This is a genomic window from Pseudoalteromonas sp. MMG005, from assembly GCF_018101015.1.
GTDB lineage: Bacteria > Pseudomonadota > Gammaproteobacteria > Enterobacterales > Alteromonadaceae > Pseudoalteromonas > Pseudoalteromonas aurantia.
Window position 1 is genome coordinate 1 of the sequence record NZ_JAGJEK010000029.1, and the last position, 19,244, is coordinate 19,244.

Here is a 19,244-nt window from a genome sequence, read left to right on the forward strand (position 1 = left end):
AATTGCTAATAAAGTAAATTGCGACACGATTAAGAGAAGCCAAAATACTTTCATTTTTCTTAACTCCATATTTATATCTCTCACTTCAACTTATCCAAATCCACCCCAACTGAAATTTTTACAAAAACGGCTGTAACTTCTGTCTTAACTTTATTACCCTCAGCTGCCATTGAGCTATTACCATTGTGAACTTTTACTGCTAATTTCACCCCTGAACTACTATCTGAAGTTTCTTCTACCTTAACAACTTGAGCTTTTTCTTCAATAGATTGCCGATAGAATAACCTAGAGATGACACTGAATAACCTTACTGAGTTAGTTGTAACTTACCGAAATAGCGCGGTGTTTCATAATCGGCTCTATCACTGCAGGTTTGGGTAGATTCAACCCTTAATTTTAAGGTAGACGATTCAGCATGAAGCAAAGCGCGACATAAATCAGGGCCATTTTGAGTGTTTAAAGAAAGCGCCCAAACATTGCTATTGCCTTCTTCCACACATACTGCTGGGGTTTGATTTAAATACGTAAAATATACAATGTCATCGACAATTTTTACATTTGATATATTTGCCAAAGCAGTACTTGAAAAAAGCGCTTAAAATAAGCAATTTTGTAAGCATTACCGCTTTTACTATTGATTTAATAGGTATAATGTAGAGTGCTAAGTTAAAGGGGCCGCATTTTAATCAAAATATCGTTAGGTGTCAAAATAGGTAAATTCATATAACTCAGTCATTTCCAACAACAAAATGAAAAGCATAAAGCGATACAGTAAACTGTACAAATAGCGGAGTTAGCCCCTTTTTGGGCTGCGGGGGCACTGTGCAGCATAACCGCCATATAACCTTAACGTATGAATATATTGAATGTGTGCGCTCAAAACTTCAGCGGCTCAACAACGTTCCTCGATATTTCGCTATTTACCATTTTAGAGGTTTAAGGTGACCTACAGAAACTATTTCATAAAAAAACCCAGCTTATCGCTGGGCTTTTAATGTACATTAATCAACGCGTATTACTATATGCGTTTAGTTAAAATTTATAATTGAACTTAATATACGCTTGTCGTCCTAGTGCACTGTGGGTTTTATTATCTACTCCCATTGACTCTGATGGTGCTTGAGGCGCTTCTTCATTAAATAAGTTGGCTGCACCGACTGTCAGTACCAATTTATCAAAACCGACATAGCTGACTGTGGTATCAACGGTTGTCCATGAGTCAATTTCAAACTTATTGCCATCGCTGTCTTCCAAGTCTTTATATGAATCAATGTGGCTCACACTTAAGGTTGCCACCCAATCGTCACGATTCCAATCTACACCACTGGTCCAACGCAGCTCAGGGTGTTGGTATTCACCGTTACGGTCGTCAATCACGTTAATACGATTACCTGCGTCGTCACTTTCAAACGTTTGCTCTTCAAAATTAAGCGCATACGTTAGGTTATAATTGAATTTAAACTCACCTAAATTGTCGGTCATTAATTTATATTCTAAATTAACGTCAAAGCCATCTGTTTCACGGCCACCAATATTCACAAAGGTGTCGTTAATTTGTAAAATACGACCCAATGTACTGCCCTGATTTGGTGCGCGTACTACAAGGCTTGTATCACTGCCACAACAATCAACCAGTTTTTGTGCGCCAATTTTCTTGATCAGGTTTTCTTGGTCATAATTCCAGTAATCAACACCAATACTGAAGTTATCTGTTGCTTCCCACACCACGCCTAAGTTGAAGTTTTCAGACTCTTCTGGCTGCAAGTTTTTGTTACCCGCCACAACCGCAGTGTACTCTGTTGGTTCACAATCCACTTCAGCACCTGTTTGACGACAACGCTCTTTATCAATCACACTTGGGGATTCATCGGTACGGCCTAAGTGTAACTGAACCAGCGAAGGCGCTCTAAATGCGGTACCCCAAGAACCTCTCACAACAAGCTCATCAATCGGTGACCAACGAAATGCCACTTTTGGGTCGGTAGTTGTACCAAAGTCACTGTAATCTTCATGACGTACGGCCAATTGCAGCTCAAGGGTTTCAAGTACCGGAATACTAAATTCAGCGAACACAGCGGTATTGTCACGGTCGCCATTGGCTTGTGTTGCTTCTGTGCCAAATATCTCGCCACGTAGATACTGGCTATCTGGGTTATCTTCGATTTTCTCATAGCGATGCTCAAAACCAAATGCCGCAGCGATATAGCCCGCATCTAATTCATACAACTCGCCAGAAATAGTACCATCTAAAGATTGCATCGTAGATGATCCATAACGTGTTGTTGTGGTCTCGAAAAATGCTAACCCTTCCGCTGTATTTGTGCTGGGTTCAAACGGGTTCCATAAACCTGTATCGATTGCTTGCTGCGCCCTAACTTTATTCGGGAAACCGTCAAATCCGCGCTCTACCGCACTTGAACGGATCATGGAATAAGCCACTTCCCAATCCCACTCTTGAAAGTTACCACGGGCGCCTAGTACGCCTCGATAATATTCTGAGTCCACATCTTTCTTTCGGTTGCCAATATCAAACGTACGACGGCGCATTGAAATATCAACACCATGTAGGAAATGACTTGGGTCGTTTGCAAGAGGATGATTTGGGTTGGTCCCACTCATTGTTAATTCTGTAAAACTTGGGCTGCCAGCCCCTTGAATAAAAGTTGACGTATGCTGTGCCGAAAACTCTGCGAAGCCTTCAACATCATCCATTATTTCTTGCACACCATTATAGTTAAAGCTATAGCGCTCGGTTGATGGCACTAAACTCATGTGCGGTGCATAATCATATCGGCATATATCACCAATGATCAGCGAAGGGTCACATTTGTCATTCCCCCACACATCTGCAAAAATCGTTTGCCTAACTTGTGTGCCATCATCTTCAACGCGTACCACAGGCAATGCATTCCACTGAGCTTCAGTCAGCATGCTACGCACCACTTCAACGCTACCTGGAATACCTGAAGAACTTAGGGCATTGTTACCACCGCGAAAGCGCTGATCAGCGGTAGCCGCGTAGTCTCTATCTGAATAAAAGATATCGCCGCGTTTGAAATAGTCTAGCGAGAAGTTATGGTTGCCCTTGTCATTTGATGAGCCCCACAAAATAGTGAAATTGTGTTCTTCTCCGCCGCCATCGGCTGTATCAGACACTTTACCCGACACTTCAAACCCTTCAATATCGTCGCGTAAGATAATATTAATTACCCCAGCTACCGCGTCAGAGCCATACGTTGCCGACGCGCCATCTTTTAGAATATCGATACGTTTAACCGATGAAATAGGAATACTGTTTAAATCTACAAATGATGTTTCGATGTCTTTTGCAAACGGGCTCACAGCAACGCGGCGGCCATTAATTAAAACTAACGTAGAAGATGCACCTAAGCCACGCAAAGCAACACTTGATCCCCCATTGGCTGTATCATCACTTGAGTTACCTTGTGTACTAAATGTACCAGCGCCTGATACGGGTAACTTTTGCAGGGCACCGATTAAATCGGTTGAGCCCGTTGCCGCAAGATCCGACGCAGACAATGATTGAACCGGTGATGGGCCTTCCATATCTGTTCGCTTGATATGCGAACCGGTTACTTCAATTCGTTCCACTTGATTTTCTTCTGCAGCAAGCGCTGAACCAGAGTGTGCAAGCAAGATTGCTGCTGACAATGCACTGAACTTAAATGTTGTCTTCATTATGTTTGTCCCTGTTGTAGTGTAAGTTATTGTTTTAATTAATCACATAGAGTTTTATCACAATTTAAAAAGACAAACAAATCAACATATTTACAACAAAAACAAAAACCACGTACACAAAATGACAACAAAAAAACAGTAATTAGCCCTTATAACATGTACCTTTAGTTATTTTATTTAGCTTTACTGAATGGAATGATTAAAAAAACCACACCCCACACAGCATTAAAATTCGCATTTTTTTAACATTAAAGGTACATAGCCGCGCCTGGTGAGTCTCTTGTTACCTTATTTAAAGCACTCTACAGCCTACCTTTTGTCGTGTTTCACAAAACGACTTAAAATTATTTAGATAATTGTAAGTAAATGAGAATACATAATTAGAATCTATATTTGCATTAGATACATTAGCAATATTAATACAAATAGCATGCAATATACATTTCAGTATTGCATTTGATGAAACTCAATTCACTTAAACTCTGATCAAAAGAATAAATAACCCTTGATTTACGATATTTTATGAATAAAATCACCTTCGTTATAAAGTTGTAACTCTATAAACCAAAATAAACCTTAAGGATGAATTATGAAAAAGCTAATCGCTGCATTGATTGCAGCCACGACGTTAACCGTATCTGCGCAATCAGATGAAATTAACACACAATTATTGAGCCAAAAAATAAAAATTGTCGCAATAGGACAAAGTGGTTTTGACCCAAGGTGGCGGGAACCAACCTGCAGTATTACAAAAACAGATAAAGATGAGTTTGGTCAGTCTTATATGATAAGCCATTTTGATATGTGTACCTGCCAAAACAGCTTAAAAGCCAGTTATTTAATCGAAGATACTCAAGATAACCCAGATCAAAAAGCCGTTATTTGTTACATTCCCAACAACTAGCATTATTGTCGGTCGCTTTATTAAGCGGCTGATATAAAATCCCCCTAAACAACCTTATTATCTGTAAAACACTCACAGTTTACCGTATTACTGCATTTATTATTTCTCTTCTAAAATTAGAAATGAACTTCTCTTTGCCTTTTTGTAAACTTTCCCTGATAGAACCTTGTTCAAAAAAACACCTCAACGACTAAATAAAACACACCCGCATACGTTTAAGTAACGTTTTTTACAAAAAAAACATAACCGTTTAAAAATAGGAAAATGACTCTATATGAAATTATTTAAAGGACTAAGCTTTACCATTGCATTATTGCTGAGTGTCTTTGCATTACCGCACAAAAGCTATGCTCACGGATTTATGCTTTCCAACCTCGTGCTAACAGCAACTGTATCCTCAAATAGCAACTATAAAATTTACCCGCATCAATATAATAGTGCGTCGTGTAAAAAGGCCGAAGAGTGGAAGTTCAGTGTACACGATATACTTAATTACGACTGGCTCGAAAATGCCATGTTGATGACCAATGGAGAATGCTACATTAATGGGTTGACGACCAACGATGCTGCCATTGACGGTATGCTTCAAGACATCTATGAACCCGCGATGGACCAATTTTCACTTATTAGACAAAACTTTCAAGAAATAAATACGCAGATCGTGAATAACATCGCCTATGAATCTGATGGAAAAATATCAAAAATAGACACCACCATTGTGGGTGATATTGTCATCTCAATAGACGGTGTGGTTAATTCAAATGGCGATGTACCAGTCAAAATTCATGGCTTTGACGCAGTTACAGTAGGCAAAATCACGAAAAAAATACTTTTCTCTAATGTACACATTTACCCTAAAATCACCTATGCGAGCGTCAATTTAAAAGGTCGATACAACATACATAATCGAACTTTAAATATTGATTCTAATTTATCCAACTTCCGACCCGATGTAGCGGTAGATGTTGATATTCCCTCTTTCTTAGACCTACTTGACAGGCTGACACCTAAAATATTTGAAACACTACAAAGAGAGTTTGGTCGCATCGTTATCGACGTATTTAAATTCGTTGGTGTCGATGTCATAAACAAAGCACCACAAGCAGTACAACATAACGTAACGGTTAGCAACTCTTCAATTGTGCCTATTACACAATTAGATAGTTATCAAAGCGGTGACAGAGTGAAAATGGATATCATTTTATCATGGGGCCAAGTAAGACTGGTTGATGCTCAAAGTGATATTGCCTTACGAATATGGTTGACCTATATATTCTAGTGCGTATTTGGGGTTAAAAAGCGTGCTTTTTAACCCCACTCTTTATGTTAATATACATCAACTGAAATCGCAGCAATCCGCCACTTCTCGGCTTCCAAAAGAGACGCCGATTGCTCTTGAGTTAATATTTGTTCTTGCACTGCCAGCTCTACTTGCTCGATAAATGACAAACTAACAGTATCTACACGACCTTTAACCCATTTATTAAACAGCGCCCTATAATTAAAAGTAGCACGACTCAAGTTGTATGCATGCTCCATAGTATGAATAGCACCTTGATCTCCTATGCGGCATAAATGACTCACTCGCTCTCTAGATGCATCGCTTTGGCGCAATGCTGAACACACTTGTATCACCAATTTATCATTGGGTTGTTTGCAACCATGACCCACAATGTACATTAACCGTTTTAATACGAAGGCAATTGGCATATTGGCAAAGTTATCGATGAACTCATCTAATGCGGTAAATCCCTGCGCCAAATGGTATTCCACTGCGTAGCATACACTTGGCAGGTCACCTTGCTGGCGGCCATCATGTTCATACTTTTTCAATACGCATGACGCTAAGTATAAATGACTCAGCACATCTCCTAATCGCGCTGAAAGCATCTCTTTACGCTTTAACTCACCACCTAACCTCAGCATCGCGAGCTCTGCATTTATCGATAAACAGCTACTCAGCCAGTTTAATTTCTGATAGTACCTTTTTGTGGGCCCCGATACAGGTGAGGCCGAAAATAAAGCGCCGGTTAGTCCATAGCCAATACACTTTATTGCATTGACACCAGCATGCTGTAAATGCGCCATGAGTAGTTTATCAAATGGTTTAACCGCTTCATCTGCGGGTTTATTTTGAATCGTTTGTATCTCTTGAAAAATGTAAGGATGGCAACGTGTTGCACCTTGACCAAAAATCATCAGGTTGCGCGTCAAAATGTTAGCCCCTTCAACCGTAATTGAAATAGGAATGCCCATATAATTATTTGCTAAATAATTGCTTTGTCCTTTTTGGATGCCTTTTCCAGCATGAATGTCTAACGCGTCATTCATTACAACTCGCGACATCTCAGTGAGGTGATACTTGGCAATTGCCGTAATAACCGCCGGGCTTTTCTTCATATCAATAGCCTGCGCCGTTGTTTGCCTACACGCTTCAATACTATAAGTCAGCCCTGCCACTCGAGCTAAGCTTGCTTGAACGCCTTCAAAAGCCCCTATAGGTACACCAAATTGAGACCGAACTTGTGTATATGCAGAGGTCGTTCGCGTGCATAAGTGCGCCGTGCCGGCACTTAATGCCGGTAAAGAGATCCCTCTACCGGCGCTCAAACAAGACACTAACATACGCCACCCTTTGCCTACTCCTGCTTGCGAGCCAATGACCCAATCCAGAGGAATAAATACATCCTCTCCTTGCGTTGTGCCATTCATAAACCCTTGGTTAAGGGGATTATGCCTCTCACCCACTTTGACTCCTGGATGACAGGTTGGGATCAGCGCACATGTGATCCCTAAATCTTCAGTGTCTCCCAATAGCTTATTAGGATCATAGGCCTTAAAAGCCAAGCCTAATACTGTGGCGACCGGTGCTAACGTAATATACCGCTTTGACCATGTAAGACGTAAGCCAAGCGTGCTTTTTCCTTCATACTCTCCTTCACAAATAATGCCAAAATCTTGGATACTACCAGCATCTGAGCCTGCATCTAACGCCGTTAATGCAAAACAAGGTAACGCGTCGCCTGATGCCAGCTTTGGTAACCAATCGGCTTGCTGTGTCTGTGTACCGTAATGTAAAAGCAACTCCGCTGGACCCAAACTATTAGGTACCATAACAGTGACTGCTGTAGAGAGGCTTTTGCTGGCAATCATTGCGACAATGGTCGAGTTAGCTTGTGCACTAAACTCCAACCCCCCAAATTTTTCAGGGATAATAAATGCAAAAAATCCCTCTCTTTTTAAATACGCCCAAACTGCTTCAGGCAAATCTTTATCAGCTTGAATTTGTTCTTCATCGAGCATATCGAGTAGGTGAGCAAGTTTTGTATTAATGAAAGCTTGCTCTTTATCGCTCAGCTTAGGGGCATCTATTTGATGCCACTGTTGCCAGTTAGGCTTACCTGAAAACAACTCCGTATCCCACCAAGTATCTCCGGCTTCCATCGCTTCTTGCTCGGTCTGACTCAAAGTAGGCAGCGCCGATTTAAAGTATTTCATGGTAGGCAGGGTAACCAACTTATATCTAATTGAATGCACCATAAAAATCACACACATAGCGATAATAACCAATACAATAAAGCTCATTTTTGACCTCCTGTTCACAGTTTATGTATTGAATTAAAATATAGCGTAAACTCAATTTAACACTGCATTTATCGTACAGTAATTGTAGCTCATCATCTTCACTGTTATCATTTCCCTGCTTTTACAACAACAAGTGATAATTTCATGAAACCACAATTTAAACTTAGCTTTGGGGCATTGATTGTCGCAAGCACATTAGCTCTGACAGCTTGTAACAATACAGCACCTAAAAACAAACAAGTAACAGAGCAAGATGCTGAGCTATTTCTAGCTCAATCAGAAAAAACCTTAGTTGATTTGTCTGAACGCTCTGGCCGCGCAGAATGGATATACGCAAACTTTGTCACTGAAGATACAGCCAGCCTTGCCGCTGATGTGAACAGAGAACAAACCGATATCATCGTGAAGTTAGCCAGTGATGCAGCCCGGTTTGATAACGTAAAGCTCAGTGACGATAATCGTCGAAAAATGAATAAATTAAAATTAAACCTTACGCTGCCTGCGCCTCAAGACCCAGAAAAGTCAAGAAAGCTTGCCGCACTTAAAGCCGAGTTAGATGGCCTGTATGCAAAAGGTGCCTATTGTAAAACGCCAGACGAGTGTTTAAGTTTAGGTGACATGACGTCAAAAATGGCTTCTAGTCGGAACTATGAAGAATTACTCGATTTATGGCAAGGATGGCGACAAGTTTCACAACCTATGCGCCCTTTATATGCGCAACAAATAACCCTAACAAATGAAGGTGCTAATCAACTAGGTTACGCTGATACCGGCGCTATGTGGCGCAGCAAATATGATATGCCTGCCGACGACTTTGCCACTGAATTAGATCGTATCTGGGGCCAAGTTAAGCCTTTATATAATGCATTACACTGCCATGTTCGTGCAAAACTTGGTGAAAAGTACGGCGAAGACAAAGTACCTCAGAACCAGCCAATTCCTGCGCACTTGTTAGGCAATATGTGGGCGCAAACATGGGGTAATATTTACGATGTTGTTGCACCAGAAAATGCAGATCCCGGCTACGATGTAACTAAATTACTTGCCAAACATAATTATGATGAATTAAAAATGGTGCAAGGTGCAGAAACCTTCTTTACCTCGATGGGTTTTGAAAAGTTGCCAGACACATTTTGGACTCGCTCTTTATTTACCAAGCCAAAAGATCGTGACGTACAATGCCACGCTTCAGCTTGGAATTTAGATAACAAAGATGATTTACGTATCAAAATGTGTATTCAACGCACTGGTGAAGAGTTTTCAGTTATTCACCATGAACTAGGCCATAATTTTTATCAACGTGCCTACAACACCCTACCTTATTATTATCAAGAAAGTGCAAATGACGGTTTTCATGAAGCGATTGGCGATACGATTGCTTTATCCGTTACGCCTGGCTACTTGAAAGAGATTGGATTACTAGAACAGGTTCCTGACGAATCAAAAGACATTGGCTTATTGATGAAAATGGCACTCGACAAAGTCGCATTTATTCCATTTAGTTTATTGGTTGATCAATGGCGCTGGCAGGTATTTTCAGGGGAAATATCACCTGAGCAATACAACCAAGCTTGGTGGGATCTCCGTAAGAAATACCAAGGTGTACAAGCACCTATCGCACGTAACGAAACCCATTTTGATCCAGGTGCCAAATATCACGTACCAGGTAATGTACCCTACACTCGTTATTTCTTAGCCCATATTTTGCAGTTTGAATTTCATCGCTCATTGTGTGAAATTGCCGGAAGCAAAGAGTCAATTCACCGTTGTTCTGTTTACAACTCAAAAGAAGCGGGTAAGCGTTTAAACACCATGTTAGAAATGGGCAGTAGCCGTCCTTGGCAGGAAGCATTAGAAAGTGTCACTGGCAGCAAACAAATGGATGCAACCGCGATGCTTGATTACTTTGCACCACTACAAACTTACTTAGATGAACAAAATAAAGACCGCCAATGCGGGTGGTAATTTAAGTACTGTGAATTAATTTGTCACAATTGCCACACTCTGAAACAGTTTTCTGCTTTAAATTCAGTACACAACAGGGTACTGTTCAAAAAAAGGAGAAATTATGTCGCTATTTAGAGTGTGGCAACTTGCTCAGTTTGAGCTAACACGCCTCTTCGCTACCAAGCGTGGCCTACTTGCACTCAGTGCGTTTGCCATGGTTTGGTTTATGATCCTGAACTATCTAATTGCGCAAGCTGTGCCATTTATCAGTAGCCCTGAGTTTTCTGAGGTTGCACAAGAACTTGCTGGTAACATCGGGCTACAAGAGCTCGTGAGTTGGCCTCAAGCTGAATTAGCGGTATTTTGGTTAATTGCATTATATAGCTTTCCTGGCTTTTGCATTTTCGTCTGTTCAGACCAAACTGTCGGAGACAGGTTAAGAGGGACACTTCGCTTTATCAGCTTACGTTGTACACGTGATGAAATCTTACTGGGTCGCTTTCTCGGGCAATTACTCATTATCGCGATCCTTATCTCGCTCACCGTATTAGCCACATTTCTCGTAATGATTTATCGAGATATGAGCCTATTTGGTTCGGGGCTCGTACTTAGCCTACAGTTAATTCTTCAGCTTGTTATTATTGTTATGCCGTTTATCGCACTCATGTCGCTACTCAACCTTATATCCAGTTCTTCACGCTTAACTGTTGTGTTAGCCATTTTGTTATTCACCTTAGCGAATGCACTCATTGGATACCTAAGTTACTACCTGCCTATTATTTCAGGGTTATTATACGCTTTCCCTGGCGTGCAATTGTTGGATATCGCGCCACAAACCTCAACATCTATGGTCAACTGGCTATTACCTATAGGACAGAGCGCTGGTTTGTTAGCACTTAGTGCATTTACATTTAGAAGGCGCTCACTATGAACTCTTTAATTCAGGTTAATAACCTATCCAAACACTTTGGTGATAAATACGCTCTAAATGATGTCAGTTTTGAGGTGAAGCAAGGGCAAACGGTTGCATTGGTTGGGCCCAATGGCGCAGGTAAAACAACCCTATTCAGTATATTATGTGGGTATCTTCGACCAAGTTCAGGGTCAGTAAGCATTATGGGAAAACCGTTGGGTGATCCCTCACTGTTTGGTACACTCAGCGCCCTACCTCAGGATGCCACCTTAGATCCACGTTTCTCATTACAAAAACAGCTCAGTTTTTATGCTCGACTACAGGGCTTAAGCCTAGCTGATGCTACTAACGAAGCCAGCAGAGTGCTAGAGCTGGTTGGTTTAGCAGATAATCACCACGCTAAAATTAGTGAGCTGTCTCATGGCATGAAAAAACGTGTTTGTATCGCACAAGCGCTTATTGGTGAACCAAAAATAGTTCTGCTAGATGAAGCAACTGCTGGGCTCGATCCGTTAAATGCACGAGAGATACGTCACGTCATTGCCTCATTGAGTGAAGATATTACCTTTATATTAAGCTCTCATGACCTTGCAGAACTAGAAAAGCTATGTGATCACGTTCTATATTTAAATCAGGGACAGCTTACCACGCATGACCGTGATACCAGTACAGGCAGTAGCCAATACGTTACATTAACGCTTATTGATAGTCCCCGTAATGCCATTGAACAATTGAAGCAACTTAATGGTGTTTTACACGTTTCCCAGAGCCAAAACAAAGAATATATTATTGAGTATCAAGCCAACTTTGAACAATTTGATATACACTTGCTTAAATACTGTCACAAATTAAGCTGGCAGTATCGCCAATTAGTTAATGGGCATACTCTTGAAAACCAACTTTTTCAGAAGGATTAGTCATGGGATTATTAAGCGGATTACTCGGCAATGCCAGTGAAGTAGATAACGACAAACTTGATGAGTTGCTCGCTGACACATTAATTGAGTCAGAAGAAATTGAAAAAGCTTACCAAGTAATACGAGATATGTTTGTTTTTACCAACAAGCGTCTGTTACTTATTGATAAACAAGGTGTAACTGGCTCAAAAGTGGAAATACTCTCTATTCCATACAGTAAAATAACCAAGTTTAGCAAAGAAAGCGCCGGTCATTTTGACATGGACTCAGAACTCAAGATTTGGGTAGGCTCTGACGTAGAGCCGCTCACAAAAGAGTTTAAAGCCGGTGATAATATTAACGACGTATATAAGATCATGAGTAGCTATATACTATAGATATTATTTCGTTACAGTGTACGTGTATGAAGTTGTCATTGCTTCATACACGTACAAGTTTAACCAAACAGTGGTGTTACAGTCGCATTTTGTTGCTTTTTGACCATAATGAAATACCTAACCTTTCAATCATCACACTTAAATTAAGGCCTATTTTTTCAGCCAACGGCTTTTTAATTTTATAGCTCACCTTAAATAATTGAAAATGTTCATTGAATGACAGCAGCACATCATCACTGGTTTTTATTTCGTCAACTAGATTAAACGACTGAGCATGAGTTGCAAACCAATGCTCTCCAGTAGCAACCGCTGAAATATCTAATGTAGATCTATGCTCTGCAACGAATGCCTTAAATAACCCATGAGTATGTTCGATTTCTTCCTTAAACTTTTCACGACCTTTATCGGTGTTTTCACCAAACATAGTTAAAGTACGTTTATATTCTCCAGCTGTTATTTGCTCAAAATCTACATCATTCTTTTTTAAGATTTTGCTAAAATTAGGGACTTGGGCAATAACCCCTATCGAACCAACAATCGCAAAAGGTGCTGCAAATATTTTATCTGCTACGCAGGCCATCATATAACCACCGCTTGCCGCAACCTTATCAATACATACAGTCAGAGGTAAGCCATAATCTTTCACGCGGATCAGTTGTGATGCTGCAAGGCCATAACCATGCACCACTCCACCACCACTTTCTAAATTCACTAACACCTGATCTTTTTCTTTATCTGCGATTGTTAATATCGCACTGACTTCTTCACGTAAACTCTCTACTTCATGGGCATCCATACTGCCATTAAAATCGACCACAAAGACCTTTCCTTGCGGCGAAACCTCATCTTGCTTTTTAATGGCTTTTTTATGTGCCTTCAGCGCTTTTTTATCCAATGTTTGCTCAATAAATTGGTTTCGTGTTTCATCAATTTGTTTTGATAGGTCTTTCAGCTCGATTTCTCCAGCTTTTCCTTTTGGCTTTTGGCTTGCACCAATAATCATAACTAATATAACCCCTATTGCAGCAACAATGGTGACTGCCTTAGCTAAAAATAAGCCATACTCAAATAAAAATGCCAACTCGAACTCCTATAAACTTTGCCAATAAAAAAAGCCGCTAAATTTAGCGGCTTTTCATAGTGAACTAATTGTAATTAATTAGCAATAACTGCAGGATTAGTTACTTGTAAAAACAACCCTTTCGATTTTAAATACGACACAAGCTGAGTTTGCATTTCAACTGTTGCCATCGCATGACCTTGCGCTGTACCACCTGCTCCTTCACTGAATGCAGTGGTGATAATTGACCCATGATGACCTTGGCTGAAATTAACCACATAATTTCCTGCTGGTTGTGGTCCAGCTTCTGTCACGGTTTGTAATCCCATAAAGCGTGCCAACGGTGTTGAACCAGACAGTGGATTCGACGTTGTAGGTGGAATAACAGTATCCGGCTTATTACCATCAACACCGCCCGTCACAACATTCATATACACTGGTGTGTTCACCGCTTGCACAAGCCCAGCATAATTTAATGGGTCGGCACTATCTAATGCAGATTGAGCTGCAACCGCAAACTGCTGAATAATCCCATTGATCGCGGCTAATGATGCCGTGTCTCCGGTTTCGGTTAAGTGTTTAATATACGCAGCATAACCACATGGAACTATGTTTTCCGCGGTACAACCAGCTACGCCATCGCTGGCTAAGAATGCCAAGAATGCTTTAGAGGCAACGTTACCCGCTGCGCTCAACACTGAGCCTTGTACAAATGAACCAAATTGTTCTGATGCAATTAAGAAGCTAGCAATCCCGCTACCACCGCTGGCAAGTGCCGCACTTTGAATTTTAAACAACCCATCTACTTGTTCGTTCAAAGGGGAGTTTGTATGTGCAATAAAGCTTGGTGCTACAATAGAACCCAACGAGTGACCGACAAAACTCACATCTGTTGGATTTAAACCAATTGCTGGGGCACCAAAATTAAGTCCTAAACGCAGTGCAAGTAAGTCAGCTGTTGATTGACGTAAGTTATCACGTGCGACTAACAATGATGTTAAATTCATGTATGACAGGATTGACCCTGTCGTGGCATTAAAATCGTCAGAGCCATCGTTATCAACATCAATACCACGTTCACCGTGCATTGGGTGGTCAATAGCAACTGTGGCAAAGCCTTGCGCACTTAATGCTAAAGTTAAACCTAACATGGTCTCTTTATTGGTGGTTATACCATGTTGTAAAATAACAACTGGCCACCCTGTTGCTGGTTGCTCAATACCGAGTAGTTGCGGAATTGGTTTAGTAATTTGCACCGGCACATTAGCTAGCCATTGCTGCTTAGGAATACTGTTAAACTTTGTGACGTGACGGACTGTGTCTAGTCCAAAGTCCCTTAGTAAACCACTCGATAATGCTGCACAAGCCGCATCATTAGTGCCAGCTTCAGGCGCAGGTAACGTACCTCCAATAGCCGCTTTATAACCGGCAACCACTGCACCATTATCACATCTGGCTTGCCAATATGTATCAGCTAAACTCTCTATACCTGTGGCTTGTGGCATACCTGAGTACATAGGCAACTGAATACTGCCTTTCATGTATTGAATGGCTTGAAATGGTGCAACAGCTGCTGCATCTTGACCACCCATAACCAGCACATCTCTTACTGTAATTACAGGCTGTTCGGGTACTGCTAACTTCGGGTTCGATCCCGACGCTAAGCTCGCTGCTAATAAGCCTTTAACCGCACTCATTGCTGGGCCGACCGACTGAATAGTCGCAGCAGCAGAATAAATAATGTCTTCTTTGCTTAGTGCACCCAATGCGTCATCAAAACTCCCGCTGGTCACCGCCGCTTCATAACTATTAATCGCTCCTTGTAACGCAAGCTGAGCTGGTGTTACAAGTGGTGCTGATTGCCTAGCTAATGTATAGGTCGATGACGCTTTCACTGGCCGACCATCCGCCATTTCGATACCAGATGTTAATACCGTAATATAAGTTGAACCGGGTTTAAAAGGTTTTAACGGTTGAATCGCAATTCCATCACCAGAGCTGGTTAGCTGAGCGATAAAGTCCCCCGTCAGCCCATTACTTAACTCGGCAATAGACTTACATGCAGTCCCTACAGGTTTAGTTTCACACTCACTGTCGGCTGAACTGGTCCCCATTATCACTTCGAAAATACGGACTGAGCCAGGGGTTTTTACTGAGTCTCCATTCACACTCATTCCAGCGGCCATATTTAAATCAATAACATAAGGCATTTGTGAAGACCAACCATCCAAGGCCCCTAAAGCCAATGATGGGTTTGCGTAGTGTGCACGTGTGATTGCAGGGTTGCCTTCTGCATCCAGCTCACCGGGTAAATTGAGTGTGCCATCTTTGGTGCCACTCAATAATAAATCATTTGGTATAGATATAACCCCATTTGAGGGATCGAACTTAATTGAAACAGAAGGAAGTACTGGGGTTGTTTCATTTTTGACATCTTCTAATGTTTCACCACCACCACAGCCAGCTAGGACTGAAGTGACTGCGAGTGAGAGTAGCATTTTTTTCATTTTTTAGGCTCCGACAGAATCTTATTATTATTTTGCTGTAATTAGTTAAATTTTTGTAATCGTATTTTTAATAAGACATTAGACCAGTTAAAGTTAACGCAAAGTGTAGCCTTTCGCCACTTATATTTACAATAAATTCGATAACTTGAGTGATTGCTATGATAAAATGTCCAAAAGTTCTAATTTGGGGTCCACGATGCACAACTATCAAGCTGCGGCAAATGCCTTAGAAAATAAAACCATACTTATTACTGGCGCAGGCGACGGAATTGGCCGCGTAGCTGCTATTACTTACGCAAAACACGGCGCTACTGTAATCCTACTGGGCAAAACAACACAAAAACTCGAATGTGTTTACGATGAGATAGTCAATCTTGGCTATCCTAAGCCAGCTATTGTACCTTTAGATATGCGTGGCGCAACAAAACAAAACTACCGGGATCTTGCTGCTACGATTGAGCAGCAATTTGGACAATTAGATGGACTACTCAATAATGCCTCTATTTTAGGTTCACTTGGGCCCCTTGAGCATTTTTGCGTATCTACTTTTGAAAATATTATGAAAGTAAACGTCACTGCGCAAGCTATGATCACTAAATACATGTTCCCATTACTGAGAAAATCTGCTTCTGCATCTGTTGTATTCACTTCTTCTGGAGTTGGGCGTCAAGGTCGTGAATTTTGGGGACCTTATGCGATTTCTAAATTTGCCACTGAAGGCATGATGCAAACTTGGGCTGCTGAAGTCGGTAAAACCAATATCCGCATCAATTGCATTAACCCAGGCGCAACTCGAACCAGCATGCGTGCTTCTGCTTTTCCCGGAGAAGACAAAGACACATTGAAAACAGCTGAAGATTTAATGCCTACTTACCTCTACTTAATGAGTGAAGATTCAGCCACTGTAAATGGTCAATCAATTGATGCTCAACCAAAGTAGCATAAGTTCAATATTGATTCGATGTACAAGTCAGTGATGAAAAAAGCCGCTTAATTAGCGGCTTTTATATCATCTCGAACCATCTCGACTTACGATTGACGACGTTTTGGCTTTTGAGCCCGTTGATTATGTTTTTTAACGGCCTTACGAATTTGATTGATTTTCGCACGCTTATCTTTGCGTTTTTCAGGCATAACAGACAACTTCGTTTGCGTTTCATTAGGCAAACGAACTGACTTTCTTAAGTAATTTACATCCGCCAGCTCAAGCTCTTCCCAGCCACCTTGCGGTAATCGTTTATTTAGCTCTAGTTTTCCATACCGGATGCGGATCAAACGCGATACCTCAACATCTTGAGATTGCCATAAACGTCGTACTTCGCGATTTCGACCTTCGGTCAACATAACATTAAACCACTTATTTATTCCTTCGCCACCCATTGGCTTAATATTAAGGAATTTTGCATGGCCATCTTCTAGCTCTACGCCTTTCGTTAATGTACGTAATGTTTCATTCGTAACTTCACCAAAAACGCGTGCAGAGTATTCTCTTTCTACTTCATACTTGGGGTGCATTAACCGATTTGCTAATTCACCATCGTTCGTAAATAACAATAACCCTGATGTGTTAATATCCAAACGTCCGATCGCAATCCATCGTTCACCATCTATACGAGGGAGCCTATCAAATACAGTACGGCGCCCTTCAGGATCTTTTCGGGTACACAACTCGCCTTCCGGCTTATGATACATAACCACACGACAAATACGATCTACTTCTTGCTCTATTTTAACAATGTGGCCATCGACACGGATCAATGCATCCTCTTCAACTCGGTCACCTAGCTTTGCAACCTTGCCATCTACACTGACGCGGTTTGCGTCGATGTACTTTTCCATTTCACGGCGCGAACCCACACCAGCTCGGGCTAATACTTTTTGTAACTTCTCACTCATTCGGATGATTCTCTCACAGAAGGATCGCTTAATATCTGGTCAATTTTAACGTCATGCTGCTCAGGTAAATCAGGCAACATACTTAAACCAGACAACGAAAAATAATCTAAAAATTGGTTGGTCGTTGCGTATAGTGCAGGCTTACCCGGCACTTCTTTATAGCCCACAACTTTAATCCATTCCCGTTCCTGCAAGCTCTTCATTATATTTGAGCTTACTGAAACGCCTCGTACTTGCTCTATTTCACCACGTGTAATCGGCTGTCTATACGCAATTAACGCCAATGTTTCTAAGGTTGCACGTGAGTATTTTGGTGCTTTTTCTTGCCACAAATGACTCAACCAAGGTGTCAACCTTTTACACGCTTGAAAGCGATACCCGCTGCCAACTACTACAAGTTGAATACCGCGAACTTGATAATGCTCTGAAATAGAGTTAATAGCCTCATCAATTCTCATATTTGAGGCTGCAATATCTTTCAATACTGTTTCTTTTAATCGCTTTTTTGACAATGGTTTATCTGAAACAAAAATGGCAGCTTCTATTAGCTCTACTAACTGCTCATCACTAACACGCCGCATTCTTTACACCAAAAGCAAAACACAATCCCCTATTATGACAGAGGAAAGACTACTCTTGTAGTTGTAAACTTAAATAAATCTGACTTGAAGGTGAAACTTGCAAACAATCTATTAATTGTTCCTTAATCAACTCCAAAATTGCAATAAATGTGACAACAACCCCACTTCGCCCCTCGTCTATACTAAATAAATTAGTAAAAGCACACGGCCCGTCATGATCTGATAAATACTGTAAAATGTCACTCATTCGCTCTCTTGTAGAAAGCGACTCGGCACTCACTTGATGATGATCAAAAGTTCGTGCACGTGCCATGACCTCAGTTAATGCCAATAATAATTCCTTTACGTCAATATCAGGGCGCTCTGAAATCGACGCGTCACTGTCATCAAATAAAGCATGCGCAACAAAAATATCTCGCTCAACTCTGGGAAGTTCGTCTAAATTTTCTGCGGCAACTTTAAATTGCTCATACTCTTGTAACCTGCGTACCAACTCAGCCCTAGGATCTTCCTCCTCCTCAAGCTCTTCGTGTACAGGCAGCAGCATTCTCGATTTAATTTGGGCTAGCAAGGCTGCCATGACTAAATATTCACCAGCCAGCTCAAGTCGAAACTCTGTCATCAACTCAACATAAGCCACATATTGTTGCGTGATACTTAGAATCGGTAACTCTAAAATATCGAGTTTATGCCGCTTGATTAAATATAATAGTAAGTCCAGCGGACCTTCGAATGTCTCAAGAATAATCTCTAATGCATCGGGCGGAATATATAAATCTTCTGGCTTTTCAATAACCGCTTGCCCATTTAAAAAAGCAAACGGTTGGGGGGTGTCTGATACAACGGTCATTATTGAGT

At 41.1% G+C, this 19,244-nt stretch carries 16 protein-coding genes; 7 read left to right on the forward strand and 9 right to left on the reverse strand.

Annotated features, from left to right (window positions below; translation table 11 throughout):
* Positions 1 to 80: 80 nt before the first annotated feature.
* The 3 genes from J8M01_RS24265 to J8M01_RS20590 all read right to left on the reverse strand — a co-directional run bounded on the left by J8M01_RS24265 (position 81) and on the right by J8M01_RS20590 (position 3,699).
* Positions 81 to 209, reverse strand: coding sequence for a hypothetical protein (locus J8M01_RS24265; RefSeq protein WP_282100539.1), 129 nt, complete (start codon positions 207 to 209; stop codon positions 81 to 83).
* 98 nt (positions 210 to 307) lie between these two features.
* The gene (locus J8M01_RS20585; protein WP_211059175.1) at positions 308 to 574 is read right to left on the reverse strand and encodes a hypothetical protein; all 267 of its coding nucleotides are present in this window, start codon (positions 572 to 574) and stop codon (positions 308 to 310) included.
* A gap of 458 nt (positions 575 to 1,032) precedes the next feature.
* Complete coding sequence (locus tag J8M01_RS20590; RefSeq protein ID WP_210996636.1) at positions 1,033 to 3,699, reverse strand: TonB-dependent receptor; 2,667 nt, start codon at positions 3,697 to 3,699, stop codon at positions 1,033 to 1,035.
* A gap of 589 nt (positions 3,700 to 4,288) precedes the next feature.
* Here J8M01_RS20590 and J8M01_RS20595 point away from each other — a divergent pair.
* Both J8M01_RS20595 and J8M01_RS20600 read left to right on the forward strand, forming a co-directional pair.
* On the forward strand, positions 4,289 to 4,603 hold the full coding sequence (locus J8M01_RS20595; RefSeq protein ID WP_192507601.1) for a hypothetical protein: 315 nt from the start codon (positions 4,289 to 4,291) through the stop codon (positions 4,601 to 4,603).
* A 274-nt stretch (positions 4,604 to 4,877) separates the two neighbouring features.
* Positions 4,878 to 5,882, forward strand: coding sequence for a hypothetical protein (locus J8M01_RS20600; RefSeq protein WP_211059176.1), 1,005 nt, complete (start codon positions 4,878 to 4,880; stop codon positions 5,880 to 5,882).
* A 47-nt stretch (positions 5,883 to 5,929) separates the two neighbouring features.
* Here J8M01_RS20600 and J8M01_RS20605 read toward each other — a convergent pair whose 3' ends face one another.
* Positions 5,930 to 8,188, reverse strand: coding sequence for an acyl-CoA dehydrogenase (locus tag J8M01_RS20605; protein WP_211059177.1), 2,259 nt, complete (start codon positions 8,186 to 8,188; stop codon positions 5,930 to 5,932).
* A 144-nt stretch (positions 8,189 to 8,332) separates the two neighbouring features.
* Here J8M01_RS20605 and J8M01_RS20610 point away from each other — a divergent pair, with 144 nt between their 5' ends.
* The 4 genes from J8M01_RS20610 to J8M01_RS20625 all read left to right on the forward strand — a co-directional run bounded on the left by J8M01_RS20610 (position 8,333) and on the right by J8M01_RS20625 (position 12,342).
* The gene (locus J8M01_RS20610) at positions 8,333 to 10,153 is read left to right on the forward strand and encodes a M2 family metallopeptidase (protein ID WP_210996639.1); all 1,821 of its coding nucleotides are present in this window, start codon (positions 8,333 to 8,335) and stop codon (positions 10,151 to 10,153) included.
* Between the two features lie 103 nt (positions 10,154 to 10,256).
* Positions 10,257 to 11,066: a hypothetical protein gene (locus tag J8M01_RS20615; RefSeq protein WP_211059178.1), complete on the forward strand. Its 810-nt coding sequence runs from the start codon at positions 10,257 to 10,259 to the stop codon at positions 11,064 to 11,066.
* A complete protein-coding gene (locus J8M01_RS20620; protein ID WP_210996641.1) occupies positions 11,063 to 11,965 on the forward strand; it encodes an ABC transporter ATP-binding protein in 903 nt (300 codons plus the stop codon). Before J8M01_RS20615 ends, J8M01_RS20620 begins: the two co-directional genes overlap by 4 nt.
* Before the next feature lie 2 nt (positions 11,966 to 11,967).
* Complete coding sequence (locus J8M01_RS20625) at positions 11,968 to 12,342, forward strand: PH domain-containing protein (protein WP_192507607.1); 375 nt, start codon at positions 11,968 to 11,970, stop codon at positions 12,340 to 12,342.
* A gap of 76 nt (positions 12,343 to 12,418) precedes the next feature.
* Here J8M01_RS20625 and sohB read toward each other — a convergent pair whose 3' ends face one another.
* Both sohB and J8M01_RS20635 read right to left on the reverse strand, forming a co-directional pair.
* On the reverse strand, positions 12,419 to 13,423 hold the full coding sequence (gene sohB, locus J8M01_RS20630; RefSeq protein ID WP_211059179.1) for a protease SohB: 1,005 nt from the start codon (positions 13,421 to 13,423) through the stop codon (positions 12,419 to 12,421).
* A 74-nt stretch (positions 13,424 to 13,497) separates the two neighbouring features.
* Entirely contained in the window at positions 13,498 to 15,909 is a 2,412-nt protein-coding gene (locus J8M01_RS20635) for a VolA/Pla-1 family phospholipase (protein WP_211059180.1), read from the reverse strand.
* A 196-nt stretch (positions 15,910 to 16,105) separates the two neighbouring features.
* Here J8M01_RS20635 and J8M01_RS20640 point away from each other — a divergent pair, with 196 nt between their 5' ends.
* On the forward strand, positions 16,106 to 16,849 hold the full coding sequence (locus tag J8M01_RS20640) for a YciK family oxidoreductase (protein WP_192507610.1): 744 nt from the start codon (positions 16,106 to 16,108) through the stop codon (positions 16,847 to 16,849).
* Positions 16,850 to 16,938: 89 nt separating this feature from the next.
* Here the strand turns inward: J8M01_RS20640 and rluB are convergent, their stop codons facing one another.
* From rluB to J8M01_RS20655, 3 genes are read right to left on the reverse strand one after another with little or no spacing between them, the layout of a single operon-like run.
* Complete coding sequence (gene rluB / locus J8M01_RS20645; RefSeq protein ID WP_192507611.1) at positions 16,939 to 17,805, reverse strand: 23S rRNA pseudouridine(2605) synthase RluB; 867 nt, start codon at positions 17,803 to 17,805, stop codon at positions 16,939 to 16,941.
* On the reverse strand, positions 17,802 to 18,386 hold the full coding sequence (gene scpB / locus J8M01_RS20650) for an SMC-Scp complex subunit ScpB (protein WP_211059181.1): 585 nt from the start codon (positions 18,384 to 18,386) through the stop codon (positions 17,802 to 17,804). Before scpB ends, rluB begins: the two co-directional genes overlap by 4 nt.
* Before the next feature lie 49 nt (positions 18,387 to 18,435).
* Positions 18,436 to 19,236 (reverse strand): ScpA family protein, encoded by an 801-nt coding sequence (locus J8M01_RS20655; protein WP_210996675.1) that lies wholly within the window; start codon positions 19,234 to 19,236, stop codon positions 18,436 to 18,438.
* Positions 19,237 to 19,244 lie beyond the last annotated feature (8 nt).

Excerpts from the sequence above, each read along its gene's own strand:
- J8M01_RS20590 (WP_210996636.1), bottom strand. The coding sequence starts at position 3,699 with ATGAAGACAACATTTAAGTTCAGTGCATTGTCAGCAGCAATCTTGCTT.
- J8M01_RS20595 (WP_192507601.1), top strand. The coding sequence starts at position 4,289 with ATGAAAAAGCTAATCGCTGCATTGATTGCAGCCACGACGTTAACCGTA.
- J8M01_RS20600 (WP_211059176.1), top strand. The coding sequence starts at position 4,878 with ATGAAATTATTTAAAGGACTAAGCTTTACCATTGCATTATTGCTGAGT.
- J8M01_RS20605 (WP_211059177.1), bottom strand. The coding sequence starts at position 8,188 with ATGAGCTTTATTGTATTGGTTATTATCGCTATGTGTGTGATTTTTATG.
- J8M01_RS20610 (WP_210996639.1), top strand. The coding sequence starts at position 8,333 with ATGAAACCACAATTTAAACTTAGCTTTGGGGCATTGATTGTCGCAAGC.
- J8M01_RS20615 (WP_211059178.1), top strand. The coding sequence starts at position 10,257 with ATGTCGCTATTTAGAGTGTGGCAACTTGCTCAGTTTGAGCTAACACGC.
- J8M01_RS20620 (WP_210996641.1), top strand. The coding sequence starts at position 11,063 with ATGAACTCTTTAATTCAGGTTAATAACCTATCCAAACACTTTGGTGAT.
- J8M01_RS20625 (WP_192507607.1), top strand. The coding sequence starts at position 11,968 with ATGGGATTATTAAGCGGATTACTCGGCAATGCCAGTGAAGTAGATAAC.
- J8M01_RS20635 (WP_211059180.1), bottom strand. The coding sequence starts at position 15,909 with ATGAAAAAAATGCTACTCTCACTCGCAGTCACTTCAGTCCTAGCTGGC.
- J8M01_RS20640 (WP_192507610.1), top strand. The coding sequence starts at position 16,106 with ATGCACAACTATCAAGCTGCGGCAAATGCCTTAGAAAATAAAACCATA.
- rluB (WP_192507611.1), bottom strand. The coding sequence starts at position 17,805 with ATGAGTGAGAAGTTACAAAAAGTATTAGCCCGAGCTGGTGTGGGTTCG.
- scpB (WP_211059181.1), bottom strand. The coding sequence starts at position 18,386 with ATGCGGCGTGTTAGTGATGAGCAGTTAGTAGAGCTAATAGAAGCTGCC.
- J8M01_RS20655 (WP_210996675.1), bottom strand. The coding sequence starts at position 19,236 with ATGACCGTTGTATCAGACACCCCCCAACCGTTTGCTTTTTTAAATGGG.